Annotated in this window: 27 protein-coding genes and 1 pseudogene; 17 read left to right on the plus strand and 11 right to left on the minus strand. The window is 75.9% G+C overall.

Annotated features, from left to right (window positions below; all coding sequences use genetic code 11):
- Positions 1 to 254 precede the first annotated feature (254 nt).
- From Ae150APs1_RS23715 to Ae150APs1_RS23730, 4 genes and pseudogenes are all read left to right on the plus strand, one after another.
- The gene (locus tag Ae150APs1_RS23715; RefSeq protein WP_075300405.1) at positions 255 to 653 is read left to right on the plus strand and encodes a 6-carboxytetrahydropterin synthase; all 399 of its coding nucleotides are present in this window, start codon (positions 255 to 257) and stop codon (positions 651 to 653) included.
- Positions 650 to 1,723, plus strand: coding sequence for a glycosyltransferase family 4 protein (locus tag Ae150APs1_RS23720; RefSeq protein ID WP_249265916.1), 1,074 nt, complete (start codon positions 650 to 652; stop codon positions 1,721 to 1,723). Before Ae150APs1_RS23715 ends, Ae150APs1_RS23720 begins: the two co-directional genes overlap by 4 nt.
- Positions 1,720 to 2,580 (plus strand): class I SAM-dependent methyltransferase, encoded by an 861-nt coding sequence (locus Ae150APs1_RS23725; RefSeq protein ID WP_083680326.1) that lies wholly within the window; start codon positions 1,720 to 1,722, stop codon positions 2,578 to 2,580. The genes Ae150APs1_RS23720 and Ae150APs1_RS23725 overlap by 4 nt, the downstream gene beginning before the upstream one ends.
- Positions 2,577 to 3,413 (plus strand): annotated as a pseudogene (locus tag Ae150APs1_RS23730) (lysylphosphatidylglycerol synthase domain-containing protein); the annotation flags it as partial. The gene Ae150APs1_RS23725 and the pseudogene Ae150APs1_RS23730, both read left to right, overlap by 4 nt.
- Positions 3,414 to 3,485: 72 nt before the next feature.
- Here the strand turns inward: Ae150APs1_RS23730 and Ae150APs1_RS23735 are convergent.
- Entirely contained in the window at positions 3,486 to 4,196 is a 711-nt protein-coding gene (locus tag Ae150APs1_RS23735; RefSeq protein WP_075302502.1) for a creatininase family protein, read from the minus strand.
- Here Ae150APs1_RS23735 and Ae150APs1_RS23740 point away from each other — a divergent pair.
- Entirely contained in the window at positions 4,191 to 4,874 is a 684-nt protein-coding gene (locus Ae150APs1_RS23740; protein ID WP_082399574.1) for a GTP cyclohydrolase II, read from the plus strand. The two genes, Ae150APs1_RS23735 and Ae150APs1_RS23740, sit on opposite strands and share 6 nt — an antisense overlap.
- 4 nt (positions 4,875 to 4,878) lie before the next feature.
- Here the strand turns inward: Ae150APs1_RS23740 and Ae150APs1_RS23745 are convergent, their stop codons facing one another.
- Positions 4,879 to 5,856 (minus strand): zinc-binding alcohol dehydrogenase, encoded by a 978-nt coding sequence (locus tag Ae150APs1_RS23745; RefSeq protein WP_075300409.1) that lies wholly within the window; start codon positions 5,854 to 5,856, stop codon positions 4,879 to 4,881.
- 41 nt (positions 5,857 to 5,897) lie between these two features.
- On the opposite strand from Ae150APs1_RS23745, the gene Ae150APs1_RS23750 reads away from it, so the two are divergent.
- The gene (locus tag Ae150APs1_RS23750) at positions 5,898 to 6,596 is read left to right on the plus strand and encodes a dihydrofolate reductase family protein (protein ID WP_139317037.1); all 699 of its coding nucleotides are present in this window, start codon (positions 5,898 to 5,900) and stop codon (positions 6,594 to 6,596) included.
- Here Ae150APs1_RS23750 and Ae150APs1_RS30630 read toward each other — a convergent pair.
- The 3 genes from Ae150APs1_RS30630 to Ae150APs1_RS23760 are packed head-to-tail and all read right to left on the minus strand — an operon-like array spanning position 6,586 to position 9,698.
- The gene (locus Ae150APs1_RS30630; protein ID WP_083706887.1) at positions 6,586 to 7,215 is read right to left on the minus strand and encodes a hypothetical protein; all 630 of its coding nucleotides are present in this window, start codon (positions 7,213 to 7,215) and stop codon (positions 6,586 to 6,588) included. The two genes, Ae150APs1_RS23750 and Ae150APs1_RS30630, sit on opposite strands and share 11 nt — an antisense overlap.
- 15 nt (positions 7,216 to 7,230) lie before the next feature.
- Positions 7,231 to 8,922, minus strand: coding sequence for a CDP-alcohol phosphatidyltransferase family protein (locus Ae150APs1_RS32965; protein WP_083680328.1), 1,692 nt, complete (start codon positions 8,920 to 8,922; stop codon positions 7,231 to 7,233).
- Positions 8,919 to 9,698, minus strand: coding sequence for an FkbM family methyltransferase (locus Ae150APs1_RS23760; protein ID WP_075300411.1), 780 nt, complete (start codon positions 9,696 to 9,698; stop codon positions 8,919 to 8,921). Before Ae150APs1_RS23760 ends, Ae150APs1_RS32965 begins: the two co-directional genes overlap by 4 nt.
- Before the next feature lie 774 nt (positions 9,699 to 10,472).
- On the opposite strand from Ae150APs1_RS23760, the gene Ae150APs1_RS23765 reads away from it, so the two are divergent.
- The 6 genes from Ae150APs1_RS23765 (at position 10,473) to Ae150APs1_RS23790 (ending at position 16,053) form a co-directional block, all read left to right on the plus strand.
- On the plus strand, positions 10,473 to 11,849 hold the full coding sequence (locus tag Ae150APs1_RS23765) for a ferric reductase-like transmembrane domain-containing protein (protein ID WP_083680329.1): 1,377 nt from the start codon (positions 10,473 to 10,475) through the stop codon (positions 11,847 to 11,849).
- 67 nt (positions 11,850 to 11,916) lie between these two features.
- The gene (locus tag Ae150APs1_RS23770) at positions 11,917 to 13,029 is read left to right on the plus strand and encodes a DUF4142 domain-containing protein (protein ID WP_075300413.1); all 1,113 of its coding nucleotides are present in this window, start codon (positions 11,917 to 11,919) and stop codon (positions 13,027 to 13,029) included.
- Positions 13,026 to 13,994 carry a Pecanex-like protein 1 gene (locus Ae150APs1_RS23775; protein ID WP_139317040.1) on the plus strand — a complete coding sequence of 323 codons (969 nt, stop codon included), beginning with the start codon at positions 13,026 to 13,028 and terminating at the stop codon, positions 13,992 to 13,994. The genes Ae150APs1_RS23770 and Ae150APs1_RS23775 overlap by 4 nt, the downstream gene beginning before the upstream one ends.
- A 1-nt stretch (position 13,995) precedes the next feature.
- On the plus strand, positions 13,996 to 14,196 hold the full coding sequence (locus tag Ae150APs1_RS23780; protein ID WP_010238783.1) for a hypothetical protein: 201 nt from the start codon (positions 13,996 to 13,998) through the stop codon (positions 14,194 to 14,196).
- The gene (locus Ae150APs1_RS34410; RefSeq protein WP_283160259.1) at positions 14,196 to 15,584 is read left to right on the plus strand and encodes a DUF6529 family protein; all 1,389 of its coding nucleotides are present in this window, start codon (positions 14,196 to 14,198) and stop codon (positions 15,582 to 15,584) included. The genes Ae150APs1_RS23780 and Ae150APs1_RS34410 overlap by 1 nt, the downstream gene beginning before the upstream one ends.
- Before the next feature lie 16 nt (positions 15,585 to 15,600).
- The gene (locus Ae150APs1_RS23790; protein WP_060722331.1) at positions 15,601 to 16,053 is read left to right on the plus strand and encodes a Rieske (2Fe-2S) protein; all 453 of its coding nucleotides are present in this window, start codon (positions 15,601 to 15,603) and stop codon (positions 16,051 to 16,053) included.
- Between the two features lie 545 nt (positions 16,054 to 16,598).
- Here Ae150APs1_RS23790 and Ae150APs1_RS23795 read toward each other — a convergent pair.
- Positions 16,599 to 18,074 carry an aldehyde dehydrogenase gene (locus tag Ae150APs1_RS23795; RefSeq protein WP_075300417.1) on the minus strand — a complete coding sequence of 492 codons (1,476 nt, stop codon included), beginning with the start codon at positions 18,072 to 18,074 and terminating at the stop codon, positions 16,599 to 16,601.
- Between the two features lie 108 nt (positions 18,075 to 18,182).
- Between Ae150APs1_RS23795 and pcaD the strand changes: the two genes are divergently transcribed.
- Positions 18,183 to 18,953 (plus strand): 3-oxoadipate enol-lactonase, encoded by a 771-nt coding sequence (gene pcaD, locus Ae150APs1_RS23800; RefSeq protein ID WP_075300419.1) that lies wholly within the window; start codon positions 18,183 to 18,185, stop codon positions 18,951 to 18,953.
- A gap of 27 nt (positions 18,954 to 18,980) precedes the next feature.
- On the opposite strand, the gene Ae150APs1_RS23805 is transcribed toward pcaD, so the two are convergent.
- Positions 18,981 to 19,550 (minus strand): CGNR zinc finger domain-containing protein, encoded by a 570-nt coding sequence (locus Ae150APs1_RS23805; RefSeq protein ID WP_060574274.1) that lies wholly within the window; start codon positions 19,548 to 19,550, stop codon positions 18,981 to 18,983.
- Positions 19,551 to 19,605: 55 nt separating this feature from the next.
- Here Ae150APs1_RS23805 and Ae150APs1_RS23810 point away from each other — a divergent pair, with 55 nt between their 5' ends.
- Both Ae150APs1_RS23810 and Ae150APs1_RS23815 read left to right on the plus strand, forming a co-directional pair.
- The gene (locus Ae150APs1_RS23810; protein ID WP_075300421.1) at positions 19,606 to 20,550 is read left to right on the plus strand and encodes an EamA family transporter; all 945 of its coding nucleotides are present in this window, start codon (positions 19,606 to 19,608) and stop codon (positions 20,548 to 20,550) included.
- Positions 20,551 to 20,589: 39 nt separating this feature from the next.
- The gene (locus tag Ae150APs1_RS23815) at positions 20,590 to 20,838 is read left to right on the plus strand and encodes a DUF397 domain-containing protein (protein WP_010226554.1); all 249 of its coding nucleotides are present in this window, start codon (positions 20,590 to 20,592) and stop codon (positions 20,836 to 20,838) included.
- Between the two features lie 9 nt (positions 20,839 to 20,847).
- On the opposite strand, the gene Ae150APs1_RS23820 is transcribed toward Ae150APs1_RS23815, so the two are convergent.
- From Ae150APs1_RS23820 to Ae150APs1_RS23830, 3 genes are read right to left on the minus strand one after another with little or no spacing between them, the layout of a single operon-like run.
- A complete protein-coding gene (locus Ae150APs1_RS23820; protein ID WP_075300423.1) occupies positions 20,848 to 21,702 on the minus strand; it encodes a helix-turn-helix transcriptional regulator in 855 nt (284 codons plus the stop codon).
- Positions 21,703 to 21,758: 56 nt separating this feature from the next.
- Complete coding sequence (locus tag Ae150APs1_RS23825; protein WP_075300425.1) at positions 21,759 to 22,211, minus strand: PTS glucose transporter subunit IIA; 453 nt, start codon at positions 22,209 to 22,211, stop codon at positions 21,759 to 21,761.
- On the minus strand, positions 22,208 to 22,441 hold the full coding sequence (locus tag Ae150APs1_RS23830) for a PTS transporter subunit EIIB (protein WP_075302510.1): 234 nt from the start codon (positions 22,439 to 22,441) through the stop codon (positions 22,208 to 22,210). Before Ae150APs1_RS23830 ends, Ae150APs1_RS23825 begins: the two co-directional genes overlap by 4 nt.
- A 92-nt stretch (positions 22,442 to 22,533) precedes the next feature.
- Here Ae150APs1_RS23830 and Ae150APs1_RS23835 point away from each other — a divergent pair, with 92 nt between their 5' ends.
- Both Ae150APs1_RS23835 and Ae150APs1_RS23840 read left to right on the plus strand, forming a co-directional pair.
- Positions 22,534 to 23,778 carry a PTS transporter subunit EIIC gene (locus tag Ae150APs1_RS23835; RefSeq protein ID WP_010226562.1) on the plus strand — a complete coding sequence of 415 codons (1,245 nt, stop codon included), beginning with the start codon at positions 22,534 to 22,536 and terminating at the stop codon, positions 23,776 to 23,778.
- Positions 23,775 to 24,038 (plus strand): HPr family phosphocarrier protein, encoded by a 264-nt coding sequence (locus tag Ae150APs1_RS23840; RefSeq protein WP_010226564.1) that lies wholly within the window; start codon positions 23,775 to 23,777, stop codon positions 24,036 to 24,038. Before Ae150APs1_RS23835 ends, Ae150APs1_RS23840 begins: the two co-directional genes overlap by 4 nt.
- 10 nt (positions 24,039 to 24,048) lie before the next feature.
- Here the strand turns inward: Ae150APs1_RS23840 and Ae150APs1_RS23845 are convergent, their stop codons facing one another.
- Positions 24,049 to 24,732: a thioredoxin domain-containing protein gene (locus tag Ae150APs1_RS23845; RefSeq protein WP_170918124.1), complete on the minus strand. Its 684-nt coding sequence runs from the start codon at positions 24,730 to 24,732 to the stop codon at positions 24,049 to 24,051.
- Positions 24,733 to 24,820 lie beyond the last annotated feature (88 nt).

The raw sequence follows: 24,820 nt of genomic DNA on the forward strand, positions 1-24,820 counted from the left end.
CCGCACCGCACCGCGGCCGGCTCCCCCGTCGGGTCGCGGTGGTGGCCGGGACCGATCCCGGCCGCTCCCCGAACCGGAAGTGACCCGATGACCTCCCGTGCCGTGCCGCCCGGACGCACCGACCCGTCCGGTGGCCGCACACGGTCCCCCGGGGAGCGGAGTCCACGGCAGACTGTCGGGTATGTCCGATACGGCCGCTGACGGGTGCGCACCACCGTCAGCCGGGCCGCCCGACCGCGAGGAGTCACCCCGTCTTGTTCAGCATCACCGTCAGGGACCACGTCATGATCGCGCACAGCCTGCGCGGGGACGTCTTCGGACCGGCGCAGCAGCGGCACGGGGCGACCTTCCTGGTCGACGCGACGTTCCGGCGCCCCGAGCTCGATCCCGACGGGATCGTGGTCGACATCGCGCTCGCCACCACGCAGCTGGGTGAGGTGCTGGCCGACCTCAACCACCGCGACCTCGACGAGCACTCGGACTTCGCCGGCGTCAACACCACCACCGAGTTCCTGGCCCGCGCGATCGCCGACCGCCTCGCGGAGCGGGTACGGGCCGGCGGCCTCGGGCCCGGCGCGCGCGGGCTGGCCGGGCTGGTGGTGACCCTGCACGAGTCGCACGTGGCGTGGGCGAGCTACGAGCGGACCCTGTGACCGAGCCGGACCCCCGGCGGACGGTGCACGTGGTCGTCCCGGCCACGGTCGACGATCCCCGCTCACCCAGCGGCGGCAACGTGTACGACCGCCGGATGTGCACCGGGCTGGCCGCGCTCGGGCGCCCGGTGCGCGAGCTCGCCGGTGCCGGCCACCCGGATCCGGACCGGGCCGCGCTCGACGCGCTCGACGACCTGCTCGCCGGTGTCCCGGACGACGCACTCGTGCTGCTCGACGGGCTCGTGGCCTGCGGCGCACCGGCCGTCCTCGCCCGGCACGCCGGCCGGATCACCGCGGTCGTGCTCGTGCACCTGCCGCTCGGTGACGAGCACGGGGTGCCCCCGGACGTGTCCGAGGACCGGCGGCGGCGCGAGCGCGCCGCCCTGCACCACGCCGCCGCGGTGGTGACCACGAGCCCCTGGACGGCGCGGCGCGTCGCCGAGCTGCACGACCTGCCCGCGGACCGGGTGCACGTCGTTCCCCCGGGCGCCGACCCGGCGCCCGTCACCGCGCCGCAGGAGCCGGGGACCCGGCTGCTCGCCGTCGGCGCGCTCACCCCGACGAAGGGCCACGACCTGCTGGTGGAGGCACTGGCCCGGCTCGCAGGCACGGACTGGACGCTCCGGCTGGTCGGCCCGCTCGACCGGGATCCGGCGCACACCGCCGCCGTGCGGGACGCCGTCGAACGGCACGGTCTCACCGGCCGGGTGAGCCTCGACGGGCCGCGCACCGGCGCGGAGCTCGACGCCGCCTATGCGATCGCCGACCTGCTCGTCCTCCCGTCCCGGACCGAGTCCTACGGGATGGTCGTGACCGAGGCGCTGGCCCGGGCGGTGCCGGTGCTGGCGACCGCGACCGGTGGGGTGCCGGAGACACTGGGCGGCACCGGCGACGACCGGCCCGGCCTGCTCGTCGCACCCGGTGACACCGGCGCGCTCGCCGACGGCCTCCGCACCTGGCTCGGCCGCGGCGACGTCCGCGCCGCCGCGCGCGCCGCCGCCCGCCGCCGCCGGGACCGGCTCGACGACTGGCCGTCCGCGGCCCGGCGGCTCGACCGGGTGCTGGTGTGAGCGCCCCGCTGCAGGGGGCGGCCGGGTCGCCGGTCTGCCCGCCGGAGTGGCTCGCCGTGCGCGAGCCCGCCGACGCCGAGGCCCGCTCCGCCGACCTCGCCGCCGCGCTGTGCGACGCCCTGCCGGAGGGGCCGCTCGTCGTGCGCGACCTCGGGTGCGGCACCGGGTCGATGGCCCGCTGGCTGGCACCGCACCTGCGGGCACACGGTGCCGGTGACCAGCACTGGATCCTGCACGACCGCGACCCGGTGCTGCTCGACCGCGCGCTCGCCGGCCTGCCCGGCGGCGTCACCGGCGAGGCCCGCCACGGCGACCTGACCGCGCTCGACGCGGCGGAGCTGGCCGGGACGTCGCTGGTCACCGCGTCCGCGCTGCTCGACCTGCTGACCGCCGGGGAGATCGACGACCTCGCCGACGCCTGCACGCGGGCCGGGTGCCCGGCCCTGTTGACCCTGTCGGTGACCGGTGAGGTGCGGTTCGATCCCGCCGGGCCGGCGGACCGCGAGGTGGCCGCCGCCTTCGACGGCCACCAGCGCCGCGAGACCGGCGGACGCGTCCTGCTCGGGCCGGACGCCGCCGGGTACACCGCGGCCGCGTTCCGCCGTCGGGGCGCCCGGGTCCGGACCGCCGCCACCCCCTGGCGGCTCGGGCCGGACCGTCCGGAGCTGACCCGGGAGTGGCTCGCCGGCTGGTACGACGCGGCCCGCGCGCAGCGTCCCGAGCTGCGCGCGGCCGTCGAGGACCACCGGGAGCGCCGGTACCGGGAGCTGGCCGCCGGCCGCCTCACCGTCGCCGTCGGGCACTCCGACCTGCTGGTGTTCCCCGCCGGGACCGGCGGGCCGGGGCCGCGGGCGTGAGCGCCCGCGCAGGCACGCTGCTCCGCCTCGCCGCCGGTGTCGCGCTGCTCGGGGTGCTGGTCGTGCAGGTCGGGGCGGGACCGGTGCTGGAGCGGCTGCGCGATCTCGACGCCCGCACCGTCCTGGCCGCGGTCGTGCTCGGGGCACTGGGCACGGCCTGCACCGCGTGGCGGTGGTGCCTCACGGCCCGCGGCCTGGGCCTGCACCTGGCCTGGCCCGGCGCGTTCGCCGACTGCTACCGGGCGAGCTTCCTCAACTCGGTGCTCCCGTCGGGGGTCCTCGGCGACGTCCACCGCGCGGTCAGCCACGGCCGCCGGGCCGGTGACGTCGGCGGGGGCGTCCGCGCCGTCGTGCTGGAGCGGCTCGCCGCCCAGCTGGTGCTGGTCGTCGTCGCGGTGGCGGTGCTCGTCGCACAGCCCGACCTGCTCCGCGCGGTCGGCGCGCTCGTGCCCGGGGGCGCGGTCTGGGCCGCCGCCGCGGCGGTCGTCGTGCTCGTCGTGGCCGGGCGGCTGCTGCGGGACCGGCTGGGCGGGCTGCTCGGTGACGTCCGCGCGCTGCTGCGGGCCCGGACCGCCGCCGCGGTACTGCTGGCGTCGGCGGGGTCGCTGGCCTGCCATCTCGCCGTGTTCGTGCTCGCGGCGCGTGTCGCCGGATCGGTAGCCGGTGTCGCGGAGCTGCTTCCGCTGCTGGTACTGGCCCTGCTGGCGATGGCCCTGCCGCTCAACGTTGGTGGCTGGGGCCCGCGTGAGGCGGTCGCGGTCGCCGCGTTCGCGGCCGTCGGCCTCCCCGCGGCCGAGGGGCTGGCCACCGCCGTCGTCTACGGCGTGCTGGCGCTCATCGGGTGCGTGCCCGGTGGCCTGGTGGTCGCGTGGCGGCGGCGGACCGGCGTCACACCCGCCCCGGGGTCACCGGGACCCGAGCGCCCGGAGGTGGTCGCCGAACCCGGCGACCAGGGCGTCCAGCACGGCCCGGCCCTTCCCCTCGGTCGCCAGCGAGGGCCTACCGACGACGCCCGACCCGGAGTAGGCCTGCAGCCCGAGCGTGAGCATGTGCGGCCGCTCGTCGGCGTCGTGGTCGGCGCCGGCGAACCCGGGCCGGACGACGTCCGGCCGGGCGTGCAGCAGGATCGACGTCTCCAGCTCGCCGGCGTGCATGTCGGCGGAGTGGCTGGAGACCAGGCCGCCTGCGGCCCGGGCGGCCACCCAGTCGTCGCCACCGGGGAACAACGCCATGGGCAGTGGCCCGGTCGAGGCCTCCTGGACGACGTTGCGCAGCACGTGGTTCCCGCCGTGCCCGTTGACCAGCACCAGCGCCGGGACGCCCGCCGCGCGCAGCGAGGCGGCGACGTCGCCGACGACCGCGGCCAGCGTGGTGGCGGAGATGCTCACCGTCCCGGCCCAGGCGGCGTGCTCGTGCGAGCAGGAGATCGCGACCGGGGGCAGGACCCGGACGGGGTACTCCTGTCCGAGCCGCGCGGCCAGCGACGTCGCGACGACGGTGTCGGTGTCGAGCGGCAGGTGCGGCCCGTGCTGCTCGTGGCTGCCGACGGGCAGCAGCGCCGCGACGACGGGCCGGTTCTGCACGTCCACGGTGGTCTCGGTCGGGAGAAGATGCACGCGGACGAGGTTTCCACGGGTCCGCCCGCTGACGAAGGAGAGGCAGTGCACGATCCTCATCGCGACGGACCGGCCGAGGTCGCCGAGTCGCAGCTGACGACCCGGCACGGGACGTTCCGGGCGGTCGCGTTCCGCGAGCACCCCGGTGGGCCCGAGCACCTCGCGCTGGTGCTCGGCGATCCGGCGGAGGTGCCGGAGGTCCTGGTGCGCATGCACTCGGAGTGCCTGACCGGCGACGTGTTCGGCGCCCGGCGGTGCGAGTGCGGGGCCCAGCTGGCCTCGGCGCTCGACGCCGTCGCCGCAGCGGGGTGCGGGGTGATCGTGTACCTCCGCGGGCACGAGGGGCGCGGGATCGGCCTGCTGGCGAAGATCCGCACGCACACCCTGCAGGACGACGACGGCCTGGACACCGTGGACTCGGCCGTCGCGCTCGGCCTGCCGGTCGACGTCCGCGACTTCGGGGCGGCGGCCGTGGCGCTGCGGTACCTCGGTGTCGACCGGGTGCGGCTGCTGTCCAACAACCCGGAGAAGGCGTCGGCGCTGACCGGCAACGGGATCACCGTGACCGAGCTGGTGCCGTTGCTGGAGCCGGTGGACGAGCACAACGTCCGGTACCTGACGGCGAAGCGCGACCGCCTCGGCCACCACCTGCCGCAGCTCGACGGCACCGGGCCGTGACGGGCTACGCGTCGTCGTAGGTGACGCGGACGCAGAGCGCCGGGGGCTCGCCGGCCGCCATCCGGGCCAGCACCGACGGCAGCTCGTCGAACCGGCACTCGCCGCCGATCAGCGCGTCGAACCGCGGGTCGGCGAGCAGCCGCAGCGCCAGCGCCATCCGCTCGCCGTAGCCGCGGCCCGCCCGGCGCGGGGACACCGTGCCGACCTGGCTGGAGCGCACGGCCAGGCGCCCGCTGTGGAACGCGCCGCCGAGCCCGATCTCCACCCGGCGGGTGCCGTACCAGCTGAGCTCGAGCACCTCGCCCTCCGGCGCGAGCAGCTCCAGCGACCGCTCCAGGCCCGCTCCGGTGGCGCTGGCGTGCACGACGAGATCGCAGCCGCCGGTCGCGTCGGCGGGGGCGGCGAACCCCACTCCGAGCGCCGCCGCCACCGGGGCGCGGTCCGGGTCGGGATCGACCAGCTCGACCCGGGCGCCGGGCAGCCCGGCCAGTACCGCGGCCACGCTGCACCCGACCATCCCCGCCCCGACGACGGCGATCCGGTCCCCGACCAGCGGGGCCGCGTCCCAGGCGGCGTTGACGGCCGTCTCCACGGTGCCCGCCAGCACCGCCCGGCCGGCGGGGACGTCGTCGGGGACCACGACGACGGCGTCCGCGGGGACGACGAACCGGGTGCGGTGCGGGTGCAGGCAGAACACCGTCCGCCCGACGAGCTCCGGCGGGCCCTCCTCGACGTCGCCGACGGCGAGGTAGCCGTACTCGACCGGGGCCGGGAACTCGCCCTGCTGGAACGGCGTCCGCATCGTCGCGTACTCGCCGGGCGGTACCTCACCGCGGAAGACCAGGGTCTCGGTGCCGCGGCTGATCCCGGTGAACCGGGTGCGGACCAGGACCTCGCCCGGTCCCGGGCCGGGCAACGGGACCGTCCGGATCTCACCGCGGCCGGGGGCGGCGAGCCGGAACGCGCGGGCCTCTCGGGTCACGCCGGACGACCCTACCGGCGCGCTCGCGTACCGTCCCCACGGTGACGCGCGGCAGGCCGTACGTCCTGGCGTCGGTGGCGATGTCGCTGGACGGCTACATCGACGACGCGGGCCCCGCCACGCTCGTGCTCTCCGACGCCGTGGACCTGGACCGGGTCGACGGCGTCCGGGCGGAGGTGGACGCCGTCCTGGTCGGGGCGGGCACCGTGCGCAACGACGATTCCCGGTTGCTGGTGCGCTCGGACCGGCGCCGTGCGGAGCGGGTCGCCGCCGGGCGCGCGCCGTCGCCGCTGCGGGTGGTCCTCGCTGCCGCGGGGTCCGACCTGGACCCGTCGGCGACCGTGTTCACCGTCGACGCCCCGGCCCGGCCGCTGGTGTACGCGTCCGGGCCCGCGGTGCCCCGGCTGCGTGCCCGCCTCGGCGCGGTCGCCGACGTCGCCGACGGGGGCGACCCGCCCGACCCGGCGGCGGTGGTCGCCGATCTCGCCCGCCGCGGGGTGCGACGGCTGCTGGTCGAGGGCGGCGGCGTCGTGCACACCGCGTTCCTCACCGCGGGCCTGGTGGACGAGCTGCACGTGGTCGTCGCGCCGTTCTTCGTCGGGGACCCCCGCGCGCCGCGGTTCGTGCACGACGGCGGCTTCCCGCAGGGGCCAGGGGCCCCGATGGAGCTGGTCGAGGCCCGGCCGATCGGCGACCTCGTCCTGCTGCACTACCGGGTGCGCCCGCCGGTCACCGGTTGAAGGCGGAGAGGAACCGGTCGCGGAAGTCCTCCATCGGCTGCACGGGCGCCGTCGGCGGCGGCCGCAGCCCGGGCGTCCAGCCCCAGCCGGCGATCCGGTCCAGGACGGCCTGGTCCCGGGTCACCACCGAGATCGGCACGTCCCGGCCCGCGTCCTGCCCGACGACCATCGGGGCGGGCTGGTGGTCGCCCAGGACCACCACGACGAGCCGGTCGTCGCCGAAGCGGCTCACCCAGTCGTAGAGGGTCTCCAGCGAGTACTCGGTCGAGCGCACGTAGTCCGCGCGGATCGCGGCCGGGTCGCCGGTCCAGATCGTGTCCCAGGCACGCTGGTCGTGGGCGTACGGGGCGTAGGCCGACCCGTCCCCGACGCGGTCCCAGGGCAGCAGCGGCGGCACGGGGGACCACGGGGCGTGGCTGGAGGTCAGCGCGACCTCGGCCATGAGCGGGCCGCGGTCGGTGCGGCCGTACTCGAGCCGGTCGAAGGCGGACAGGGCGTACTGGTCGGGCATCGGGGACCAGCTGAACGGCGGGCCGCGGTAGCCGAGCCCGTCGAAGGCGTGCACCCGCTGGTGCCCGTAGAACGCCGCCTCCGGCCAGTCCCGGGTGGTCCCGGGCATCACGGCGGTGGTCTCTCAGCCGGCGTCGCGGAACGCCCGGGTGAGGGTGAGCCGGTCGGACCCGACGAGCTGCTGGTGCCGGGCCTGGTCGCCGATCCGCAGCCCGGCGAACAGGGTCGCGTGCGCCAGCCAGCTCCCGCCGCCGGTGACCGGAGAGGTGAGGAACCCGCTGCGGGAGGCGAACCCGGCGTCGGCGAGCCGCCGGTCGCCCTCGGCCAGGACCGGCCCGACGGACGGCGCCATGGCCGGGTCCTCGATGGCCGACCGTCCGTAGCTCTCGACGACGGCGAACACGACGTCCTTGCCCCGCAGCCCGGCGAGCAGCCGGTCGGCGGGGACGCCGGCCCAGTCGTCCTGCGCGGCCTCGGTGGAGAAGACGTACCGGTCGTGGACCGCGGACGGGATCTGTGAGGCCCGGTCGCGCAGCTGCGCGACGCCGTCGGCGGCGGCGATCGGGACACCGGGGACGAGCCGCCCGCCGGGTGCGGCCCAGACCACCAGCCACGCCGCGCCGAGCACGGCGGCGCAGGCCAGCGTGGTCCGCCGGTGCCGGGCGGCGAGCCGGCCCAGCCGGACGACCGCGCCCGCCGTCGCGACGACGAGCCCGAGCACGGCGAGCGCGGCGAGGACGGCGACGAGCGTCCCGGACCCGCCTGCGCCCTGCAGGAAATCGCGGGCGTTGCCCAGCAGCACCCAGTCCGCGACCGGGTCGAAGCTGCGGCCCAGCGCCACCTCGAAGCCGATGTCGAGCGCCTTGAGGAGCCCGAGCAGCGCGACCACGGTCCCCGCGACGGCCGCCGCGATCGCACGCAGCCGCCCGGGCAGCACCGCGAGCAGGGCGATCCCGGCGACGGCCTCGACCGGGAGCCGCAGGAACGCCTGCGGCGCGACGTGCGACGGGTCGCCGGGCAGCACGTGCAGGCCGGTCACCAGCGCCGCGGCGGCGACCGTGAGCAGGCCCGCGGCCGCGACCCGCAACCGGACCGGGTGCGCGTCGACCGCGCGCCACCGCCACGCGACCGACGAACCGAAGGACCAGAGCAGCGCCACCAGGGCGACGGCGAGCGCGGCGGTCTCGACCGGCCGGGGGAGCAGCCCGGCGGCGGTCACGATCAGCACGACCCCCTGCACGGCGGCGACGACCTTGGCGGAGCGCCGGACCGGCAGCTCCCCGTCCAGCCACGGCAGGATGCGCGCCGCACCGACGTAGGCGTACCGCATCAGGCCCAGCGCCAGGAGCCAGACCTCGCCCGACGTGGCGGTGACGTGCGCCGAGAGCACGAGCAGCAGCAGCGCGTCGGTCTCCATGTCGAACCGGGCGCCGAACGCGGTCGCGGTGCCGGTGCGCCGGGCGACGACGCCGTCCACCGCGTCCAGTGCTAGTGCCACCACGGTGAGCCCCACCAGCACGGCCTGGGCGAGGTCGTCCCGCCCGACCAGCGTGGCCGCACCGACGACGAGCGTGCCGCGGGCGACCGTCACCAGCCCGGCCGGTCCGAGCGTCGTCTCCCCGGCCCGGCGGGCGGCCCGCACCAGCAGCACCAGGATCAGTGCGGCGAGCAGCACGCCCGCCGTAGTCCGGAGGACGCCGGCGCCGGTGACCGCCGCCGAGCCCGCCAGCACGACGGCCAGCAGCGCGGTGGCGCCCGCGAGCTGCCGGACCAGCGGCGACGCGACGGCCGGGGACCGCTCGGGCCGGGCGATCACGACGGACCGGGGCCGTCGCCCGCCGCGGACGGCGCCGCACGGGCGTAGACGTCGCCGGACCGGCCGAGCGGGCGCCTGCGGTCGAGCAGGGCCCTGAGCTCGTCGGCGTCCAGCCAGCGCCCGCCCGCGGTGGGGTCCCAGCGCATCGTCTCGACGGGGGAGTAGCGGTAGACGTACCGCCCGAGGGACTCGACCCGGTCGAGGGCGGCGAGGGCGGCGTCGTGCGCCGCGGGCAGGTACTCGAACGACAGGGCGGGCAGCGGGTGCGTCAGCCCGGCGAGCACGTCCGCCTCGAACCCCTCGACGTCGATCTTGCAGAACGCGGGGACGCCGTGCGTCGCGGCGAGCTCGTCGAGGGTGGTGACGGGTACCGGCACCGACTCGTCCCAGCGCACCCGTGCGAAACCGGCGTCGTCCGCGACGGTGCGGCGCCAGGTCTCCGACATCGACGACACCGTCGGCGTGGCACGGGAGATCCCGAGCCGCGCGGTGCCCGGCCGGGCACCCAGCGCGGCGGGCACGACCGTCACCTCCGGGTCGCGGTCGAAGAACAGGCGCAGCAGGCGCACGAAGTCGGGCTGGGGCTCGATCGCGACGACCCGCGCGCCCAGCCCGCGCCAGGCGCGCACCCGGTTGCCGGCGTGCGCGCCGATGTCGAAGGCCAGATCGCCGGGTCCCAGGAACTGCCCGTACAGAGCGCGCATCCGGCGTTGGCGGCCAGGGATGCCGTGGTAGGTCGCGAGGGAGCGGGCGATCCCGAATGTCCGGATCAGCACGTGGCCCGAGGGTAGTCGAGCGCGGGCCGTCCGGTGACCGCGAAGTGGCCGTACCGCGAACGGGCGCGTCCGCCGGGCGGGGCCGGTCGGCCGTGTCCCCGGTCCGGCGGACCCGGCGGTGGGGACGCCCGGGTGGTCGGCGCGGCAGCCGGCGACCGGTGCACGACCGGCCGGTGGCATCGGGACAGGGGGATCCGGACGTGCCGGGTGGGGCGGAGGACGGCGGCGCGTGCGTCCGTTCCGGGCGCCCGCGCCGGGGCCGGACGGGTGCGTTCCCGTGCCTCCCCGCGCGGCGTATGGCCCGGGACACAGTTCCACCGCCCGTCGACACCCGACGCCGCTCCGGGCGGTGAACGGTCCGTCCCTGAGAGTGGCGGCGCCGGATGGACGGACGTCTGTACTCCGGGTGGAGCGACCGGTCGCCGTTCACCTTCTCCCGGAGCCCGGACGCCGGTGACGTCTCTCAGGAACGCAACCTGATCTCGGGCCGGTTCCTATCGTCGGCGGCGCCGCATCGCGACCGCTCCCCCTCGAGTCGCGGCGGTGGCCGGGAACCCCCGCCCGGCCGGCTCCCCGAACCGGAAGTGACCCGATGACAGTCCGTCGTCCCGTGCTGCCCGGACGTGCCCCCGGCGTCCGCGTGACCGTAGCGTCCACCGCGCATCCCCGCCCGGTGCGCCCCCGGCCCGTGCCGCTGCGCGCGGCAGCATCCCGCACCGGCCACCCGCGGCCGATGCGTGCTCCGATCCTCGCCGGGCGTGTGCCCGGCGACCGGTGAGCCGCCCCGCCGCGCATCCGGTCACCGTGCCGGTGCGGCGGGACGACCCGCCGCCCGCCGACGCCTGGCTGGCGCACCGTCGCGCCCGGAGGGCCTGGGGATCCGTGCTGGTCACGGTCCTGGTCGGCCCCTCGGTGATCTGGATGCTCCGCTCGGGCCCGCAGCCGTTCATGCACCTGCTGTCGATGCTCACCGGTCTGCTGGCGCTGTCGGCGATGGTGATCGTCGCCGTGCTGCCGTCCCGGGTGCGTGGCCTGTCGGGCGCGCTCGGGCTGGAGACCCTGCTCGGCCTGCACCGCAGGCTGGGCGTGCTCGCCGGTGCGCTCGTCGCGCTCCACCTGGCCTGCGTGATCGCCGACCAGCCGGCCCGGATCGGCCTGCTGGTCCCGCTGTCCGCACCGGCGCGCGGCCAGGCCGCGACGGTCGCGACGGTCACCGTCGTGGTGCTGATCGTCCTCGCGCTGCGCGGGGTGCGGTCCGGCTCGCACGAGGTGTGGCGCTGGCTGCACCTCAGCCTGGCCGCCGTCGTCCTCGGCGGGTCCTGCCTGCACGTGCTCTGGCTGAACAACCTGGTCACCGACGCGGTGATGGGGCCGGTGCTCGCCGGCCTCGGCCTGCTGCTGATCGCCGTGCTGGTGCTGCGCTGGGGCATGCGTGCCGCGGCCGGCGAGTTCCGGGTGCACGTGGTGCGCCCGGAGAGCACGACCGTCTCGACGCTGGTGCTGGCCCGCCGCGGTCGGCACACCGGCCCCTGGTTCCGGCCGGGCCAGTTCGCCTGGCTCCGGCTGGAGCGGATGTCGGTGGAGGAGCACCCGTTCACGATCGCGTCCTCGGCGACCGACGGCGGCCGGATCGAGTTCACCGTGCGGCACACCGGCGACTTCGCCTCCCGGCTGCGCGACCTGCGCCGCGGCGACCCGGTCTGGGTGGACGGGCCCTACGGCTCCTTCACCCCGGACGCGGTGCCCTCGACCGGGCTCGTGCTGATCGCCGGCGGGGTCGGGATCACGCCGATGATGAGCATGCTCCGCACCGCGGCCGACCGCGGCGACCCGCGGCCGTACCGGCTCGTCGTGCACGCCCGCGACCGCGCGGACCTGCTGTTCCGGTCCGAGCTCGCGTACCTCCGCACGATGCTCGACCTGCAGGTCACCGAGGTCCTGCGCCGCCCGGCGCCGGACTGGGGCGGGGCCACCGGGCCGATCGACACCGCCCTGCTGGCCGCCGTCCTGACCGACATCGACGACGAACGCCGGCGACTCGACTACTTCATCTGCGGGCGTCCGCAGCTGGTCACCGACGTCCTCACCACCCTGTCGACGCTCGGAGTCCCGGAGGACCGGGTGCACACCGAGCAGTTCGCCCAGGTCTGAGCCCCCCGAATCCCGAGGAGAAACACGTACGTCCCGCCGGATCCCCGGCCCGCTGCGCTGGTCGATCGTGGCCGCGCTCGCCGCGGTCGTGGCCGTCGCGCTGGCCCAGTCCTGGGCCTCGGTACCGGCTGCCGCCGGCACGGGCTGGACCCAGACGCAGTGGGGGCCGCTCGGCCCCGCCGACCGCGACCTGCTGGAGAAGGTGCGGCTCGCCGGGCTGTGGGAGGCCCCGACCGGCGAGCAGGCCCAGCAGCAGGCGAGCAGCGACGCGGTGCGCGACGTCGGCCAGAAGGTCGCCGTCGAGCACCACGCCCTGGACGAGATCGTCCGCGACACCGCGGGCAGGCTCGGCGTCCCGCTGCCCAGCCGTCCGAGCGACCAGCAGATCGGCTGGATGAACGACCTGACCGGCCGGTCGGGCGCCGACTACGATCGGCAGTTCGTGCAGATCCTGCGCTCGGCGTACGGGACGATCCTCCCGGCCATCGCGCAGGTCCGCTCCGGTACCCGCAACGAGATGGTGCGGCAGTTCGCCGCCGAGGCCGACGCCTACGTCACCCGGCACATCGGCTACCTCGAGGCGACCGGGATGGTCGACTACGCCGCGCTGCCCGCACCACCGGACCCCGTCTCGACCCGCAGCATGTCCGCCCTGGTCGTCCCGGCGATCGTCGTCGGGGTGGCGCTGCTCGCCGCGGGCGGACTGCTGATGACGCTCTACCGGCGTGGACGGCCCGGCGGTGGCGTGGCCACGTCGGGCCTCCTCCCGGCCGGCGGGCTGATCCCGCGGCCGCGACGGGCCCGCGACGACGCCGCCGGTCCGCCACCGCGCCGGGCGGCACTCCCGGTCGGTCCGCCCGACCCGTGGGACGAGCTCGCGCACGTCCCACCCGCGCGGCCACGGCCGGACGGGGGTGCGGGCTCGCTCGACACCGACCCGTCCCTGCGTGAGCGCGACGGACCCGGGTCGACGGGGGAGTTCGGCCCGGCCGTCCTCGACACCGACCTGTTCACCCCCGACCGCCGGCACGCCGGACCCGACACGACCGACCCCGACCACCCGGACGCGGGCCCGCCCGGCCTCCCGCCGGACGGACCCGGAACCGCGTCCCACCGACACACGACCCACCGCGCCGGCCCGCGCCGCGCGCGGAACGTACCGAGGAGCCGTCACCGATGAGTCCAGTCTCCGCCAGCCGCCGCCGCATGATCGCGGCTGCCACCTTCGTCGCCTGCCTGCTCGTGGCGGGCCCGGCCGCCTACGCGGCTGGGGCCGCGACGTCGGACGGTGACGACCGCAGCACCTCCAACGTCGCCGAGTCCGGAGAGGGCGTCACCGGCGCCGGATCGGGCTCCGGCGGTCACGACCACTCCTCGTCGGCCGACCCCACCCAGGACGGCGGGGACACCGGCGGCCAGGACGCCGGTTCCCAGGACGGCGGCTCCCAGGACGCGGCCGGCCAGGACGCCGCGGGCCAGGACGCCGCCGGGCAGGACGACGGCCAGGACGCCGGGGCGCAGGGCGGCGCCGGTGACGCCGACGGCGCCGGCGGCGACGACGCCGCGGGTCGTGCCGACGGCCCGGACGGCGCCGCGGCCGCGCTCGACATCCTCGCCTCCGACTGCACGGGCAGCCGCCTGCAGCCGCACGACGGGTTCCAGAAGGCCCCGCGCTGCGTGTCGACCGAGTTCGGCGAGGTCGCCGCGGCCGACCAGAGCCCGTCGCTGCTGATCACCGACTCCCCGGACGAGGTCGCGCAGGGCCAGGGGTTCTCGATGACCGTCAGCACCCGGAACCTGGTCCGTGACCGGTTCCTCGCGGCCGCCCAGGGCGGCTACTACGTCGAGTCGTCGCTGCTCAACGGCCAGGGCCTGCAGCGAGGGCACTTCCACACCGCGTGCCGGATGCTCCCGAACCCGGCCGAGGCGCCGGACTCCGCCCCGGACCCGCTGTTCTTCGAGGCCACCGAGGACGGCGCCGGCGGCAGCACCCCGGACGAGGTGAAGATCGACGTCCCGGGGATCCAGCAGTCCGGTGAGCTGCAGTGCTCGTCGTGGGCGGGCGACGGCTCGCACCGCACGCCGATGATGCAGCGGGCCAACCAGACCCCCGCGTTCGACTCCGTCCGGATCAAGGTCGGCTGACATGCGGATCTCCGGACCGGTACTGACACTGACCGCCGTCGGCGCGGTCGCCGCGGGGATGGTGGCGGCGAACGTCGTCCTCACTGCCGCGCCCGACCCGCCGTCCGTCGAGCAGGCCACCGGTGCGCCGGCGCCCCCGGCCGCGCCGCAGGGGCCCGCCCCGGCGGCCTCCGGCTCCGGTGGCGACGGCGGTGGGTACTGATGGGTTCCCGCGCACGGCACGCCGACCGCGACACCACCGACCCGGTCGGTTTCGCGCCGGTGCCGGGCGGCGGCGTCCCCCGTCCCCGCCGGCCCGACCACAGTGGTGGGTGGGCCGGTGACGACCGGGTCTGGCTCGAACCGGAGGCGGCCGCCCCCGCGCCGCGCCGGGGCCGCCGCAGGCTCCGGCCCGACACCGGCCGGGACCCCCACGAGGCACACCACCGGGCCGGCGGCGGGCACGACCCGCTCGGCCCCGGATGGGACGAGGGCGACCAGCACCTCGGGTTCGCCGACCGCTGGGAGGGCACCTCCACCCGGCGGAGCGGGGCGGTCGCCGGCGACCTGTTCGCGCCGGGCGCCCCGCGGAACGCCCCGGGCTCCGTCCGCGCGGACGCGCGGGCGTGGACCGGGGACCACGAGCCGGCCGGGGACCTCCCGCGCCACCCGGGACGGGACGCCGGGGCCCTGCGGCCCGGCCGCCCGCCCCGGGTCGCCGGTGCCCCGGCCGGCTCCCGGCCCCGCCGGGGCGGTCCACCCGTCCCGGACGACACGGCCGGGTGGGCCGAGGACGACCGCCCCGGGAGCGACCGGCCCGAGGAGGCGTGGGCCGAGGACGACCGGTGGGCCGGGGACGACCGGCACCGCGACGACCGCCGTCGGGGCAGGCGCCGCCACGACGAGCCCCGGTGGGCGGACGAGCCCGGCCGGGACGACGGGCCCCGGGACGACGGAGCCCGGGACGACGGAGCCTGGGACGACGAAGCCTGGGACGACGGGCCCGGCCGGCACGACGAGCCCGGCCGCGTCCGGACGCTCGACCGCCGCACCGCACCACCTGCCGCCGACCAGCAGGTCGAGCCGCAGGCGGCGGGCCCGTCGATCCGGGTCGTGCTGGTCGCCGTGGTCGTCGGGTCGCTCGTCGCGGTCGCGCTCGGCGTCTGGGCCCGCCAGCACGAGCCCACCGGCGTCGCGGTGAACCTCGCCGGGTTCTCCAGCGGCGTCGCCGTGAAGGCGTGGCTCGGCTCGCTCGCGCTGCTGCTCGCCCTGGTCCAGGGCGTGACCGGGCGGTGGGTGCTCCGCGGGTCACCGTGGACGGCGTTCGTGCACCGCTGGTCCGGGCGTGCGGCTGTCCTGGTGACGGTCCCCGTCGCCGTGCAGTGCCTGTACGCGTTCGGCTGGTCGGGTGCGACGACGTCGGCCCTGCTGCACTCGGTGCTGGGCTGCGCGTTCTACGGCGCGTTCGTCACGAAGATGCTGCTGCTGCGCCGGCCCGGCGTGCCGGGCTGGGTGCTCGCCGTCGCGGGCGGGTTGCTGCTCGCCGTACTCGCCGGCATCTGGCTGACCTCGGCGCTCTGGTTCTTCACCGACAACGGCCTGACCTTCTGACCGACGAGGAGACCTCATGTCCCCGATCACCCGGCGCCGGCTGCTGACCGGCGCGGGCGCGGCGGCCGCGGCGTGCTGCGCCGCCGGCTGCGCCACCTACGGCACGCCACGGGAGTCCGGCCCCGCCCCGCCCCCGGCCGCCGCACCACCGGCCCCGGCGGGTGCGCAGCCGGAGCCGGCCGGGCAGGGGGTCGCGGCCACCGCCGACATCCCCGTCGGCGGCGGTCGCGTGTTCCCCGGCGACGCCCTCGTCGTCACCCAGCCGCAGGCGGGCACGTTCGTCGGGTTCGACGCCACCTGCCCGCACGCCGGATGCCTGGTCGACCAGGTGACCGACAGCGGCATCTCCTGCCCGTGCCACGGCAGCGTGTTCGCGACCGCCGACGGCGCCCCGCTGGAGGGCCCGGCGAACGCCCCGCTGGGGCGGCGCGAGGTCCGCGTGGAGGGCGACCGCGTGCTCCTGGCGTGACCGGCTGAGAGGACCGCGGGCGTTCGGACGACCGCACTGATCCGTCACGGCGAACGCCGTCCCGCTCGTCGTCCGGCCCGCTCCGCCCGACGGTTCCCGTCTCAGACGGTGGGAAACCGGACCCCACACCTCGTAGCGTCCCTGCCACCTGCACCGCGGCAACTCCCCCTGACCCCGGCCCGCGGCCGACGACATTCCCCCCGGCGATGCTCCCCGCCGCCGGACGGCCCGTTCCCCTGGACGGCGCCGTCGTCGTCCGCGTGCCGGTGCAAGACCCGCCGTGCCCGGGACCTCGACCCCGGGCACGGCGGGACCCCTACCCCTCGGAGGCTCCCCATCTCCTCGCCCGACCCGACGTCCGGACCCACCCACGACCGGCCGGGCCGCCCCCGCCGTCGCGACCACGACGGCGAACGCTGGCTCGACCGGCTCGGCTGGGAGGAGGCCCGGTGACCCGTCGGACGACGGTGGCCCAGAACGTCCCGCGGTGAGACTGTGTCGGCAACAGGCCGTCCCGGGCATGGCCCGGAGTGGGTATCCGGGCGTCAGCCCAGGGTGAAGGGGTCCCGGGTCCCGCCGGACAGCTCCACCCAGACGGCCTTCTCCTCCAGGTACTCGTCGACGGCGTGCACGCCGTTCTCCCGGCCCAGCCCGGACTGTCCGAACCCGCCGAACGGCACGCTCGGCGCCACCACCCGGTACGCGTTGATCCACACCGATCCGGCCCGGATCCGGCCTGCGACCCGGTGCGCGCGGTGCACGTCCTTCGTCCACACCGCACCGGCCAGCCCGTACGGGGTGTCGTTGGCGAGTGCCACAGCCTCGTCCTCGTCGGTGAAGGTCAGCGCGGCGAGCACCGGCCCGAACACCTCCTCCCGGAAAAGGGTGGACTCCGGCGTGACCCCGGTGACGACCGTCGGCTGCACGAAGTAGCCGCCCAGACCGGCGTCCGGTGCGCCGCCGCAGGCGATCGTGTTGCCCTCCGCGCGGGCCGTCTCCAGGAAGCCGAGGACCTTCTCGTACTGCGGGGCGTTCGCGACCGGTCCCATCTCGGTGTCCTCGGCGTTCGGGTCGCCGAGCCGGATCGTCGCGGCGCGCTCGGCGATCAGCCGGACCAGCTCGTCGTGCACGTCGGCGTGCACGATCAGGCGCGAGCCCGCCATGCAGGTCTGCCCGGTCGCGGCGAAGACGCCCGCGATGATCCCGTTCGCGGCAGCGGCGAGATCGGCGTCCGGGAACACGACCTGCGGCGACTTCCCGCCCAGCTCCAGGGTGACCTTGGCGATGTTCCCGGCGGCCGCCCTCGCGACCGCGCGGCCGGTCGCCGTCGACCCGGTGAAGGCGACCTTGTCGACGCCGGGGTGCGCGGCCAGGTGCGCGGCGGTGTCCCGGTCGTTCGTGGACACGACGTTCACGACGCCCGCGGGGATCCCGGCCTGCTCGATCAGCTCGGCGAACCGCAGCGTCGACGCCGGCGAGTGCTCGGACGGCTTGACCACGACCGTGCAGCCCGCGGCCAGCGCCGGAGCGAGCTTCCAGGTCATCAGCAGCAGCGGCGAGTTCCACGGGGTGATCGCCGCGACGACGCCGACCGGCTCCTTGCGCGTGTACACCAGGTAGTTCGGGTTCGGCGACGGGATCTGGCGGCCCTCGATCGTCGGGGCGATCCCGGCGAAGTAGTGGTACCAGCCGCCCAGCCCGGTGAGCTGGCCGATCATCTCCCGGTAGAGCTTGCCGGAGTCGTTCACCTCGGTGCGGGCCAGCGCCTCGGCGTTCTCGGCGACCAGGTCGCCGAGCCGGCGCAGGCACGCCGCGCGGGCGAACGGCGTCATCGCGCCCCACTCGCCGTCCAGCGCGGAGCGGGCGGCCGCGACGGCGGCGTCGACGTCGTCCGGGCCGCCGTCCGGGACGGTCGCCCAGGGCTCACCGGTGTAGGGGTTCCCGGTCTCGAAGGTGGCCCCGGACGCGGCGCCGGTGGCCTTCCCGTCGATCAGCATCCGGAACGTCTCGAGCTCGGCCATCGTGGTCCTCCCAGCAGCGGCAGCGGTGGCGCGTCCGAGTCCAGACCTTACGAATCCGGGCCGCCCCGTGCAGCGGACGAACGGGTGCGCGGCGGGCAGGATGGGCCCATGGCACTGGATCTCCACCACGTCGTCGACGGCCCGGCCGATGCACCCGCGGTGCTGTTCGGCCCGTCGCTGGGCACCGACCTGCACCTGTTCGACGCCCAGGTGGCCGCGCTGTCCGACCGGTACCGCTGTGTGCGGTTCGACCTCCCGGGGCACGGCGGGTCGCCGGACGCCGACGGCGACCTCACGATCGCCGACCTCGCGGCGGGCGCGCTGGCCGCCGCCGAGGCGGCGGGTGTCACCGCGTTCCACTACGTCGGCGTCTCGATCGGCGGCGCCGTCGGGCAGTGGCTGGGCGTGCACGGCGGCGAGCGGGTCCGCAGCATCGCGGTCCTGGCCACCGCGGCCCGCTTCCCGAACCCCGACTCGTGGCCGCAGCGCGCCGCGACCGTGCGCGAGCAGGGGACGGAGGCGATGGTCGCCTCGCGGCCGGGCACCTGGTACGTCGAGGACTGGGCCCGCCGGGACCCGGCGGGGGAGACGCGGCTGCTCGACATGCTGCGGGCCGCGAAGCCCGGGGGCTACGCCGCCTGCTGTGCCGCGATCGGCGCGTTCGACATCCGGGACGAGCTCGGGGCGGTGGCCGTCCCCGCGCTGGTGGTCGCCGGTGCGGACGACCCGGCCACGCCGCCGTCGTGCCTGCGGGAGATCGCCGACGGCATCCCCGGCGCCCGCTACGCCGAGGTCCCCGACTCGGCGCACCTGCTCAACTACGAGCGCCCCGCCGAGGTGGACGCCCTGCTCGCGGAGCACCTCGACGCGCAGGTCTGAGGCCCGCGCCGGATCCGCCGGGCCGGGTCAGCCCGCGGCGCGGGCGCGCCGTGCCCGGTAGGCGGCGACGTGCGCGCGGTTGGCGCAGTTGCCGGTGTCGCAGAACCGCTTCGACCGGTTGCGGGACAGGTCGACGAGCACGGCGTCGCAGTCCTCGCCCGCGCAGCGCCGGAGCCGGGACAGGTCGTCGCCGCGGACGAGGTCGACCACCGACATCGCGATCTCGGCACCCATCCGGTCGGCCAGCGGCGCGTGCGGCGGGGTCACGTGCAGGTGCCAGTCCCAGCCGTCGTGGCGGGCCAGGTGGGGGCGGGCGTCGGTCTCGTCGAGGATCGCGTTGACCAGCGCCACCGTGCCGTCCCGGTCCGGGCCCTCGTCCTCGCCGGGGGCCGGCCACAGCGCGGTCAGGCGCTCCCGCAGCGCGCGGACCGCGGCCCGCTCGGCGCCGGTGCGCGCCCGGTCGCCGGTGTAGGGCTGCTCGGCCATCCACGCCTCGAAGGAGACCGGGTCGCCGAGCACGTCGGGCCGGTCGAGAGCGGTGTTCACCAGCGACGCGGCCGCCGCCAGCACGACCTGCGTGTCATGGGCGAATTCCATGTTGACCCCTGACATCGTCCGTTCCTAGTGTCAGGAGTCTATGAGTACTTCGGTCGTGACACGGGACCACGTGGTCCGCGGACTCGCGTGGGCGCTGGTCTCGGCGGCCGCGTACGGCTTCTCCGGCCCGCTCGGGGCGTCGTTCCTGGAGGCGGGCTGGTCGCCGGGCCTCACCACGCTGATGCGCATCGCGGGGGCCGCGGTGCTGCTGCTGCCGGTGGCGGTCGTGCTGGTCCGCCGGCACCCGCTGGACGGCCCGTCCGCCCGGAAGATCGTGGTCTTCGGCCTGTTCGCCGTGGCCGGGGTCCAGCTGTGCTTCTTCCACGCGCTGCAGCACCTCTCGGTGGGGGTGGCGCTGCTGCTGGAGTTCCTCGCCCCGGTGCTGCTGGTCGGCTGGACCTGGGTGACGACCCGGCGGACGCCGTCGGCGGTCACCCTCGCGGGCTGCGTCGTCGCGCTGGCCGGGCTGGTGTTCGTCGTCGACCCGTTCGGGCCGCAACAGGTCGACGTCGTCGGGATCCTCTGGGGCCTGGCGTCCGCGGTCTGCGTCTGCGTGTACTTCGCCCTGCCCGGCGGCGACGCCGAGGGGCAGGTCCCGCCGCTGCTGATGATCTCGGGCGGGATGCTGGTCGGCGCCGTGTCGCTCACCCTCACCGGGCTCGCCGGGATCACCCCCTGGGAGGTCGGTGCCCCGGCGGGCGAGCTCGGCGGTGCGCAGCTGGGCTGGCCGCTGCTGCTCGGGATGCTCGTGGTGCTGGCCACGGCCCTGCCCTATGTGACCGGGATCCTCGCGATCCGTCGCCTCGACACCCGGGTCGCGTCGTTCGTCGGGCTGTCCGAGGTCCTGTTCGGTGTGCTCGCCGCCTGGCTGCTCGTGGCCCAGGAGCCGACGCTCATGCAGCTGCTCGGCGGCCTGCTGATCCTCGGCGGGATCGTCCTGATCCGGCGGGCCGAGACCCGGGCCGCGGCGACGCCGAGCGAGGTCGCGGCCGAGGGCTGACCCCGGGCGTTCCCCGGCGCCCCGGACGTCGTTGGGCGGGTGTCGGCACGCTTCCCGGCCTGCCGCTCCACGACCGAGAACGAGGCCCGCGTGTCCGAGATCCGCTACGTCACCAGCTCCTTCTGCGTCCGCGGCGAGTGCGTTGAGGTCGCGGCGCCCGAGGGCGGGGTGCTGGTGCGCGCCACGGACCGCGCCGCGGGCGAGGTGTCCTTCACCGACGACGAGTGGACCGCCTTCGTGCAGGGCGTCAAGAACGGCGAGTTCGACCTGGACACCCTGCGCGGCTGACCGTGCCGGTCACCGGCCGAGCGCGTCGGTGAGCACCGCGGCGCTGTCCCGTTCGGAGAGCGCCACGCCGAGCAGCTCGGTCCACACGTCCTCGTACCCCGCGACGGCCTGCGGGTCGTCGACGAAGGTGTCGCTGCCGGTGCCCTCGACGTTGACCACGCGCCGGTCGACCGACGGCTCGCGCGGATCGAAGATCGAGAACGTGCTCGTGGCGGTGGTCCAGCCGGCCCGGAACGGGACGATCTGCAGCGTGACGTTGGGCTGGGCCGCCCGCTCCAGCAGCGCGGCGACCTGGCCCCGCAGCACCTCGGGGTCCGCGCAGCGGTGCAGCGCCACCTCGTCCATCAGCACGTGCAGCTCCAGCGGCGGCGCGTCGGACCGGCCGGGGTCGATCACGTGCCGGCGGCCGGTGCGGAGGCGCACCAGGCGCTCGATCTCGTCCGGTGCGCGGCCGTCGAACACCCGGTTCAGGAGCAGGCGGGCGTAGTCCTCGGTCTGCAGGAGCCCGGCGACCGGGACGCAGTAGGTCCGTTTGGCCCGCGCCTCGGTCTCGTGCGAGATCAGCAGGTCGAGGTCCACCCCGGACGACGACGGCCCGAGCGGCTCCCACCACGCCGGGGACCGGGCCCGGTTCGCCCAGTCCAGGATGCGGTCGCGGTCCGCGGCCGGTGCCTCGTAGACGTCGAGCAGGTCGTGGACGTCGCGGAACTTGATCTCGACCTGCCCGGTCTCGATCCGGGACAGCTTCGAGGCGGAGATCTCCAGCAGCGTCGCGATCTCGCCGAGCCGGCGCCGGCGTTGCACGCGCAGCTGCTTCAGCGCCCGGCCGAGCCGCTTGCGGATGACGACCGGACCGTTCGCCACGGTGACTCCCGATCTCCTCGCGTCCGGCCCCCGGGAGCCAGCGTACTGCGCGGGGCTCAGCCGTCCCAGGTGAACAGCGGGTCGCCGGGGCGGACCTCCCCGGCGGCGTGCTCGGCGGTGCCGTCGGGTTCGGACTCCATGAGGACGACCGGGCACACGGCGGGCAGCCCGCGCTCGCGGACGAGATCGGCGTCCATCGTGACGACGGTGTCCCCGGCCGCGACCGCGTCGCCCTCGGCGGCGTGCACCTCGAACGCCGCCCCGCCGAGCTCCACGGTGTCGATCCCGAGGTGCACGAGGACCCCGGCGCCGTCGTCGCCGACGACGACGAACGCGTGCGGGTGGAGCTTCGCGATCGACCCCGGGATCGGGGCGACGACGTCGAGCCGGCCGGCGGCGGGCTCGATCGCCACGCCCGACCCGGGCATCTGCTCGGCGAACACCGAGTCGGGGACCGTGGACAGCGGCGCGACCCGCCCGGCCAGCGGGGCCGTGACCCGCACGGTCACAGCAGGTCCGCGATGTCGTCGGCGATCATGTCCGCCTGCGGTCCGACGACGACCTGCACGACCGTCCCGGACACGACGACGCCGTGCGAGAGCTTCGTCAGCGCCTCCCGGTCGACGAGCGCCGCGTCGTGCACCTCGGTGCGCAACCGGGTGATGCGCCCCTCGACCTCCGCGACGTTCGCCGCGCCGCCGAGTCCGGCGAGGATCGCCGCCGCCGTGTCGTCCGCCATCGCGAACACCTCCGAACAGCTCAGTCGTTGACACCCATCGGTGTACAGCGAAAGGTTCCGGAGATCCCCGGTTCCCGACCCCGAGGTTAACGATGACCGCCACCTCCGCCGAGAACCGGCGCGGACTCGCCGGGCTGCAACGCCTCGGCCGCAGCCTCATGCTCCCGATCGCGGCGCTCCCCGCGGCGGGACTGCTCAACCGCCTCGGCCAGGACGACCTCCTGGGCCGGTTCGAGTCGATGTCCACGGTCGCGACCGTGATCGGCGCCGCCGGGTCGGCGCTGTTCGACAACCTCGGACTGATCTTCGCCGTCGGGATCGCGATCGGCTGGGCGAAGCGCGCGGACGGCTCGACGGCGCTCGCGGCCGTCGTCGGGTACCTGGTGCTGCAGGGCGTGTTCGAGGCGATGAGCCCGCTGGTGCTGCCCGGCAGGCTCGACCCGGACGGCGCCCAGGAGCTGATCGACTACGGCGTACTCGGCGGCATCCTGGTCGGGCTGATCGCCGCCGTCCTCTGGCAGCGCTACCACCGGATCAAGCTCCCCACCTACCTGGCGTTCTTCGGCGGGCGGCGGTTCGTGCCGATCCTGACCGCGGTCGTCGTCATGCTGCTGGCGGCCGGGCTCGGCCTGCTCTACCCGCTGTTCGACGCCGGCCTCACCGCGCTCGGCCAGGCGATCACGGCGAACGCCGTGATCGGCGGCGGGATCTACGGCTTCGCCAACCGCATGCTGATCCCGCTGGGCCTGCACCACATCCTGAACTCGGTCGTCTGGTTCGTCATCGGCGACTACGACGGCGCCCGCGGCGACCTCAACCGGTTCTTCGCCGGCGACCCGGACGCCGGCATCTTCATGACGGGCTTCTTCCCGATCATGATGTTCGCGCTGCCCGCAGCGGCGCTGGCGATCTGGCACGAGGCGCGCCCGGCGAACCGGAAGGTCACCGGCGGGATCATGCTGTCGGTGGCGCTGACCGCGTTCGTCACCGGCATCACCGAGCCGCTGGAGTTCGCGTTCGTCTTCGTCGCCTGGCCGCTGTACGTGATCCACGCGGTGCTCACCGGCACCTCGCACATGCTGGTCAACGCGCTCGGCATCCACGACGGCTTCACGTTCTCCGCCGGCGCGATCGACTACGTGCTCAACTTCGGGCAGGCGACGCAGCCGCTGCTGCTGATACCGATCGGGCTCGGGTACGCGGTGGTCTACTACGTCCTGTTCCGGTTCGTGATCCGGCGCTGGAACCTGCGGACGCCGGGCCGGGAGGAACCGGAGGAGCCGGACGGCGCGGGGACCCCGGCGCGGCCGGGCCGGACCGAGGGGGAGACACCGTGAACGCCGAGCGCACCGCCGTCGTCGCGTCGGAGGTGGGACTGCACGCCCGCCCCGCCGCCGTCTTCGCGCGGGCGGCGAAGGACACCGGCCTGCCGGTGACGATCGCCCTCGACGGCGGGGAGCCGGTCGACGCGACCAGCGTCCTGTCCGTGCTGACGCTCGGTGCCGGGCACGGGCACCGGGTGACGCTGCGGGCCGAGGGCGACGGCGCGGCCGCCGCCCTCGACCACCTGGCCGGGCTGCTGGAGTCGACCGGCTGAACCGCCGGGATCAGCTCGCGACGGCCTGCTTCAGGGCGTCGGGCACCGGGTTGTCGATCGTCTGCCCGTCGACCTTCACGGTCGGGGTGCTCTGCACCTCGGCCTGGAACGCCTGCTGGGTGATGCTCTGGGCCCACGGCTCGAACCGCTCGTCCTCGATGCACGAGGTGACGTCGCCCTGCGCGCCGGCCTGCTGCGCCAGCTGGGCCATCTGTGCCGTCGTCAGGCCCGCGTCGCCCTCCCAGGGCTGGTTCTCGTACATCAGCTTCTCCCACTGCGGGAAGGCCCCGGCCTCGGCGACGCAGCCCGCCGCGGCGGCCGAGCGGGAGGAGAAGCGGTCCGGTGAGGTGTTGTCCAGGATCGCGATGGGGTGGTAGATGACCTCGGCCTGCCCGGAGTCGCGCAGCTCGTCGACCGTCGACCCGGAGAGCTGCTGGAACTGCTTGCACGCCGGGCACTGGAAGTCGAGGTAGATGTCGATCTTCTTGGCGGCCGCGGCGTTGCCGGTGGAGATCCCCTGCGCGGTCGCGTTCTGCGGGACGACGACGTCCGTGGGCTGGTTGTTCCAGAACACCCCGAACCCGACGACGGCCGCGAACGCGACGACGACGGTGCCGATCACCGTGGCCTGCGACGGACCCCGTTTCGCGGTGAGCGGGTTCTTCGACGGCGGAGCCTTCCGCTTCCCGGCCATCATCGGTCCTCCTCGCGCATCCTGGTCACCCCACCCTTGTACCCCTCGCCGGTCCGGTCGCCGCCCCGGGGTGGGTGGTCACGAGCCC

It is taken from the genome of Pseudonocardia sp. Ae150A_Ps1 (assembly GCF_001932315.1).
Lineage (GTDB): Bacteria > Actinomycetota > Actinomycetes > Mycobacteriales > Pseudonocardiaceae > Pseudonocardia.

What these genes read in the sequence shown, in the direction of transcription:
- Ae150APs1_RS23740 (WP_082399574.1), top strand. Translation starts at nt 4,191, where the DNA reads ATGCACGCGGACGAGGTTTCCACGGGTCCGCCCGCTGACGAAGGAGAG.
- Ae150APs1_RS30630 (WP_083706887.1), bottom strand. Translation starts at nt 7,215, where the DNA reads ATGCCCGGGACCACCCGGGACTGGCCGGAGGCGGCGTTCTACGGGCAC.
- Ae150APs1_RS23775 (WP_139317040.1), top strand. Translation starts at nt 13,026, where the DNA reads ATGAGTCCAGTCTCCGCCAGCCGCCGCCGCATGATCGCGGCTGCCACC.
- Ae150APs1_RS23780 (WP_010238783.1), top strand. Translation starts at nt 13,996, where the DNA reads ATGCGGATCTCCGGACCGGTACTGACACTGACCGCCGTCGGCGCGGTC.
- Ae150APs1_RS34410 (WP_283160259.1), top strand. Translation starts at nt 14,196, where the DNA reads ATGGGTTCCCGCGCACGGCACGCCGACCGCGACACCACCGACCCGGTC.
- Ae150APs1_RS23790 (WP_060722331.1), top strand. Translation starts at nt 15,601, where the DNA reads ATGTCCCCGATCACCCGGCGCCGGCTGCTGACCGGCGCGGGCGCGGCG.
- Ae150APs1_RS23795 (WP_075300417.1), bottom strand. Translation starts at nt 18,074, where the DNA reads ATGGCCGAGCTCGAGACGTTCCGGATGCTGATCGACGGGAAGGCCACC.
- pcaD (WP_075300419.1), top strand. Translation starts at nt 18,183, where the DNA reads ATGGCACTGGATCTCCACCACGTCGTCGACGGCCCGGCCGATGCACCC.
- Ae150APs1_RS23805 (WP_060574274.1), bottom strand. Translation starts at nt 19,550, where the DNA reads ATGGAATTCGCCCATGACACGCAGGTCGTGCTGGCGGCGGCCGCGTCG.
- Ae150APs1_RS23830 (WP_075302510.1), bottom strand. Translation starts at nt 22,441, where the DNA reads ATGGCGGACGACACGGCGGCGGCGATCCTCGCCGGACTCGGCGGCGCG.
- Ae150APs1_RS23835 (WP_010226562.1), top strand. Translation starts at nt 22,534, where the DNA reads ATGACCGCCACCTCCGCCGAGAACCGGCGCGGACTCGCCGGGCTGCAA.
- Ae150APs1_RS23845 (WP_170918124.1), bottom strand. Translation starts at nt 24,732, where the DNA reads ATGGCCGGGAAGCGGAAGGCTCCGCCGTCGAAGAACCCGCTCACCGCG.